Here is a 5,897-nt window from a genome sequence, read left to right as displayed (position 1 = left end):
TTTGGAAAATAAAATACTTATTAGTCTTCGTAGAGATTGTTCCCTTCTGAATCTATAACCACTATTACAGGGAATTTTTCGACACAAAGCTTAAATACTGCTTCAGCTCCAAGATCTTCATATGCTATAAGTTCTTTTGACTTTATTGATTTTGAAATGAGAGCTGCTGCTCCACCAACTGCTGCAAAGTAAACTGAATTATTTCTTTTGATTCCTTCTACAACTTCTTTGCTTCTCAAGCCTTTTCCTATCATTCCTTTAAGTCCCAAGTCAAGAAGCCTTACTGTATAAGGATCCATTCTGTAACTTGTAGTAGGTCCAGCAGGTCCTATTACATATCCCGGCTTGGCAGGAGCAGGTCCTACATAGTAAATTGTCTGATCCTTCAACTCAAATGGAAGTTCCTCATTTTTTTCTATGCTTTCCACTATTCTTTTATGGGCTGCATCTCTTCCAGTATAGAGAAACCCATTCAGGTATACCCTGTCACCGGATTTTAGAGTCTTTACAGTTTCATCATTTAATGGAAGATTGATTTCCTTGATTGGCATATATACCTCCTATATTTCCACACTGGCATGTCTATATGCATGGCAGCAGATATTTACAGCTACAGGCATTCCTGCAATATGGGTTGGAAAATAATTAACATGAACACCAAGACATGTAGTCTTTCCTTTAAGTCCCGCAGGTCCAATGTTGAGTTTGTTGATTTTTCCAAAGAGTTCCTCTTCAAGGCTGCTGTATTGTTCATCCTGGTTTTTCTCACCTAGTTCCCTGGTCAAGGCTTGCTTTGAAAGTATTGCCGCTTTTTCAAAGGTACCTCCTATTCCAACACCTACCACTATTGGTGGGCACGGATTGGGTCCCGCTGCTATTACCGTCTCCAAAATAAATTCCTTTACTCCCTCTACTCCATCTGCAGGCTTGAGCATCTTTATCTTGCTCATGTTTTCTGAACCGAATCCCTTTGGAGCAACAGTGATTTTTATTCTGTCACCTTTTACATAACTTATATGGATAATTGCAGGGGTGTTGTCCTTAGTATTTACTCTATTAAATACAGGATCATCAACAACGGATTTTCTTAGGAAGCCTTCTTCATAGGCTTCTCTTACACCCTGATTTATGGCATCTTCGATAAATTCACCTTCAAGAAAAACATCCTTTCCTATTTCCATAAAAACAACGGCCATTCCAGTATCCTGACACATTGGAATTCTTTCGTTTTTGGCTATCATATCATTGTCAATAATCTGGTCAAGCACGTATTTAGCAGTTTCTCCATCCTCATTTTCCTTTGCGGACTTGAGAAGTTCAATCATATCATCACCAATATCATAGCTTGCCTTGATAAAAAGATTCTTAACTTTTTCTTTGATCTGAGAAGTATCAATTTTTCTAATCATTCAATTCTCCTTAAATAGTATTATTTTCATTTGATTAACTAAATAATCTAATCAATCTTAAGGTTTGGAAATGCATTCAATGTGCTGTCGGAAAATTCTCCCTTGAGATACTTGTAATAAGCTGCACATCCTATCATGGCTCCATTGTCGGTACATAATATTTCCGGCGGGTAGCTGAATTCAAAACCGTTGTCTTTTGATGCTTTATTCATAACTTCCCTTAGCCTAGAATTGGACGCTACACCTCCAGCCATGGTCACTTTTTTAATTCTGAATTTTTTTGCAACAGCTACAGTTTTTTTAACCAAGACATCAACTACAGCCTCCTGAAAGCTTGCTGCTACATCTTCAACCTTGTATTCGATGTTTTTCATTGCCATACGGTTTTGATAGTTTAAGACAGAAGACTTAAGTCCGCTGAAACTAAAATCGAAGGAGTCCTTCTCAAGCATACTTCTCGGGAAGTCTACTGCTTTTCTGTCCCCTTCAAGAGCAATCTTGTCTATAAGTGGTCCTCCTGGATATCCAAGTCCCAAAGATCTTGCAACCTTGTCATAGGCTTCACCGGCAGCATCATCCCTTGTTTTACCCACAACCTCGTATTTACCATATTCCTTCACTACTACGAGATGCGTATGTCCGCCTGAAACTACAAGAGTTAGAAAAGGAGGTTCAAGTTCTTTGTTTGAAATGAGATTTGCACAGATATGCCCTTCTATATGGTTTACTCCTATGAGAGGCTTGTTAATTGCATATGATAGCGCTTTGGCAAAGTTTATACCTACCAGAAGGGCTCCAACAAGACCTGGTCCATAGGTTACAGCTACAGCGCTTATTTCATCAAGACTTACATTTGATTCCTTCAATGATTCTTCAAGTACTCCATCTATTGTCTCTATATGTTTCCGGGATGCAACTTCAGGTACAACTCCACCAAAAGTCTTGTGTATGTCTATCTGTGAATATATTATATTGGAAAGTATTTTTCTGCCGTTTTCAACTACGGATATTGATGTTTCATCACAGGAAGTTTCAATGGCAAGTATTTTTATATTTTGCATATCAATTCTACGGAATGATCCGTAACTCCTAATTAGTTTTTATCTATTTTGGAAGATTATCCAATGGATTGTAGGGTCTTGTATTAAAACTTCCTCCTAGATTGTCATTAATACAAACCCTACCGATATCAGTATCCATGAGAACCATGTTCCAAGTATAAAAAAAGATGATCTGTTGTAGTTAACTCTATATATTTTAGATATTCCTATTATTGCCAATATTTCATACCATATTACAAATATGTCGAATTCCTTTAATAGCACAGTTGCGATAGTTATATTGTTGCCAAACTCCAAAATTGAACCGGGACTGAAGTTAAATCCATAGTGGTCCAAAAGTACGGCTGCTAATGATGCAATAAATGTACCTGCAGCTGCAGGCAGATATGCATATGATATTGCTGTCAACGAATCCTTAAAATTTCCAAAACCACCAAAGGAAGCTATACCGTTCACCATGTATGACTTGACAAATATTACAACAAGTGGTGCCAGACCAGCTACAACAATGCTTATTAATCCCTGAATTTGAATTTCCTTTGACAAGTCACCGTCGAAAACAGTGTCAATACCCTGCGAAATCTCAGCATAGTATTCCATATAAAGACTTTTCACAATAATTGCCGATATCACAGATAGTATAAAAACTGCAATTAAAGGTACGGCAAAACTCCTTTCTTCTCTGGAAGCCAAGTCATCATAAAAACCAACTGGGTGCAAAACAAGATTTTTAAAATCATTCAATATATTCAAAAAACCACCTCATATAAGTTCTTTTGTCATTATAAGTGCATCCTCTTTGGGAGTTTTGTAGTAATTCTTCCTTGACCCCAATGTTTCAAATCCGTATTTCTTGTAAAGTTCCACTGCCGGAGTATTTGACTTTCTAGCCTCAAGGGTAATGAATGCTATTGACAAGTTCCTTGCAATTTCTATAGTCTTTTCCATTATCATGCTTGCATATCCCTTCCCCTGAAAGCTCGGATCAACTGCTATATTGTTTACATGAAGTTCGTCAAAGATCTTAAAAAGAGAAATATATCCTACAACAACATTGTTTTCCATTAGTATATACAATAATGCATTTTCACCGTACAACTCAGAAAGAAACATATTTATCGTCCACGGAGCAGTAAAGCATTTATTTTCTACTTTTATGATTGCATCAAGATGATTTACCTCTGCCCTAATAAATTTAATTTTTTTCATATTCTAGTCCTTCTTAAGATTTCTCTCCGCCTGTGACGGTCTCAAATAGTTTGGTGAAAAATCCTTTGAATTTATTTTATGTCCTTTAAAATATTTTTTATATCCCAGATTGCACAAAGACCAAGCTTTAATTATACTGTCATAGTCATCAGCTACTAAAACCTTTTCTCCGAATTTTTCAGTTATTAGGGTTTTGTGCTTCAATGCACCGTCTCCTGTGAAAATCATTTTCTTGTACTTTTCATTTGTGAATTGAAGAAATTCCTGTATTGTACCAGAATCTATTTCTTCAAGCTCCTCGAGTTTATCACCTGCTCTTATATATATACCGTAAAAGACTCTTTCACCTCTTGCATCAATAAGAACTGCAATTGGAATATCAACTGTTTTTATATTGTTTGCCAAAGCTTCTGTTGAAGCTATATTTACAAGTGGAATATTCTTACTGAAGGCAAGGCCTTTTGCTATGGCAGCACCAATTCTTAGACCTGTATAGGAACCAGGACCTTCGTCTATTGCTATAAGATCTATATCAGAAATATTAACATCAAGAGACGACATTAAACTTTCAACAAGAGGCATCAGCTTTTCAGAATGGGTAAGCTTGTGGTTCAATGTAAATTCCCCGAGAAGATTGTTGTCTTCAGATATTGCACAAGATGCTGCTATTGATGATGATTCAATTCCTAAAATTTTCATTGTTTTTCAACTCCTCCAGCAAACAGTCATAGTATTTACCTTTTCCTGATATGCTCAATTTTCTCATACTGTCTTCAATATTGAAGACAATATTTATGTAAACGCTGTAGTCAGGAAGAATATCCCTGATTCTGTCAGCCCATTCAATGATAAAAAGACCGTCAGAATATATATATCTGTCAATATCAAGGTCATAGGCATCATCTGAGTTTTCCAGCCTGTAAGCATCCATATGATAGAATTCCATATTGTCCGTATATTCTTTTATTATATTGAATGTAGGACTTGTAATATAATCTTCAATATTCAAATGCTTACCTATGAACTGGGTCAACGTAGTCTTTCCTGCGCCCAAATCCCCGTCAAGACATATAATCATTCCTGGTTTGTAGCAAGTGGTTATTGTATGGGCCAATTTGTCCATATCGTCTAAATTTTCTATTATTAGTTCAATCATATAATCCTTCCTTAAAAAACATAAGTACATTATAACCATATAATTGGATTTCATCAACTAAAAAATGAAATCCCTGAAAAACAGTAAAGACTCATGAAAAAACCGGATCAAATACTAGTCTTTTCGTGAGTCTTAACACTTTATTTCTTGATATATTTTATTTGTGCAAAACTGGTGAAATTCTTTTGTAGATAAGAATTGTTGCTGCTGACACTATTATACCCTTTACAATATTAAAAGGTACAACGGCAAATAGTACAAATGATTTCAAGTCAACTATGGATTTGTTTAAAGTATTTCCCATATCGATGAAAACTTGAATTGGCATTCCAAAGACTTTTGCATATACAGGCAACAATACAAAATAATTTGCTAGTGATCCCACAACAGCCATTGAGAAAACACCTATAGCCATACCAATAATTGCAGACTTCATTGTTTTGTTCTTGTAGTAGATGATTGAAGCCGGTAATACGAATGAACATCCAATTATAAAGTTCGCAGCCTCTCCTACTCCACCTGTAACCGTACCATTTAATGCAAGATTCAACAGAACTTTTATCAGCTCAATCATCATTGCCGCCATTGGGCCAAGTGCAAATCCTCCAATAAGAACAGCTACTTCACTTAAATCAAGTTTGTAGAATTCCGGTGCGAAAAACAACGGAAATTCAATTAGCATCAATACAGCTGCAACTGCAGACAGCACAGATATTTTTGTCATTTCCTTGACATATCCTCTTTTCATAGTGTTTGTTTTTTGTGACATTTAAACATCCTCCAAATCTGATTTTTCAGAGAATAAAAAAATCCTCTGAAATCCTCAGAGGCACGAATCGATAGTATAATATGTTAATATACTAATCTCCTATCATCCAGACTTTAACTGTCGGTATTGGAATTTCACCAATTCAACCATAAGGTTCGCGGACTTTACCGCCGGTAGGGAATCACACCCTGCCCCGAAGATTCTAACATAATTATAGCATTATTTTTGTATTTGTCAACCAATTTCAAATTATCATTCTATTTTCTTTCAAGAAAGCAGCTTTGCTGCGTTAA

8 protein-coding genes and 1 riboswitch are annotated in these 5,897 nt (G+C 36.0%); all 8 genes read right to left on the bottom strand.

Translation table 11 applies throughout. The features are described 5' to 3' along the window. Positions 1–20: 20 nt before the first annotated feature. A complete protein-coding gene (locus AC3AX0_RS05690) occupies positions 21–551 on the bottom strand; it encodes a Fe-S-containing hydro-lyase (RefSeq protein ID WP_487549340.1) in 531 nt (176 codons plus the stop codon). A 9-nt stretch (positions 552–560) separates the two neighbouring features. After that, on the bottom strand, positions 561–1,409 hold the full coding sequence (locus AC3AX0_RS05685) for a fumarate hydratase (protein ID WP_487549339.1): 849 nt from the start codon (positions 1,407–1,409) through the stop codon (positions 561–563). A gap of 47 nt (positions 1,410–1,456) precedes the next feature. Further along, positions 1,457–2,470 (bottom strand): tRNA (adenosine(37)-N6)-threonylcarbamoyltransferase complex transferase subunit TsaD, encoded by a 1,014-nt coding sequence (gene tsaD / locus AC3AX0_RS05680; RefSeq protein WP_487549338.1) that lies wholly within the window; start codon positions 2,468–2,470, stop codon positions 1,457–1,459. A gap of 96 nt (positions 2,471–2,566) precedes the next feature. Continuing rightward, on the bottom strand, positions 2,567–3,223 hold the full coding sequence (locus AC3AX0_RS05675) for a YIP1 family protein (RefSeq protein ID WP_487549337.1): 657 nt from the start codon (positions 3,221–3,223) through the stop codon (positions 2,567–2,569). Positions 3,224–3,232: 9 nt separating this feature from the next. After that, positions 3,233–3,679, bottom strand: coding sequence for a ribosomal protein S18-alanine N-acetyltransferase (rimI, locus tag AC3AX0_RS05670; RefSeq protein WP_487549336.1), 447 nt, complete (start codon positions 3,677–3,679; stop codon positions 3,233–3,235). Between the two features lie 3 nt (positions 3,680–3,682). Beyond that, the gene (gene tsaB / locus AC3AX0_RS05665) at positions 3,683–4,378 is read right to left on the bottom strand and encodes a tRNA (adenosine(37)-N6)-threonylcarbamoyltransferase complex dimerization subunit type 1 TsaB (RefSeq protein ID WP_487549335.1); all 696 of its coding nucleotides are present in this window, start codon (positions 4,376–4,378) and stop codon (positions 3,683–3,685) included. Continuing rightward, positions 4,359–4,835 (bottom strand): tRNA (adenosine(37)-N6)-threonylcarbamoyltransferase complex ATPase subunit type 1 TsaE, encoded by a 477-nt coding sequence (tsaE, locus tag AC3AX0_RS05660; protein ID WP_487549334.1) that lies wholly within the window; start codon positions 4,833–4,835, stop codon positions 4,359–4,361. Before tsaE ends, tsaB begins: the two co-directional genes overlap by 20 nt. Positions 4,836–4,992: 157 nt before the next feature. Beyond that, positions 4,993–5,604 (bottom strand): ECF transporter S component, encoded by a 612-nt coding sequence (locus tag AC3AX0_RS05655; protein WP_487549333.1) that lies wholly within the window; start codon positions 5,602–5,604, stop codon positions 4,993–4,995. Positions 5,605–5,694: 90 nt separating this feature from the next. After that, positions 5,695–5,809, bottom strand: a riboswitch (FMN riboswitch). Positions 5,810–5,897: the final 88 nt, after the last annotated feature.

This window comes from Dethiosulfatibacter sp. (assembly GCF_983023055.1).
The sequence above is the reverse complement of the archived record's forward strand: the minus strand, read 5'-3'. Positions and strand labels throughout refer to the sequence as shown.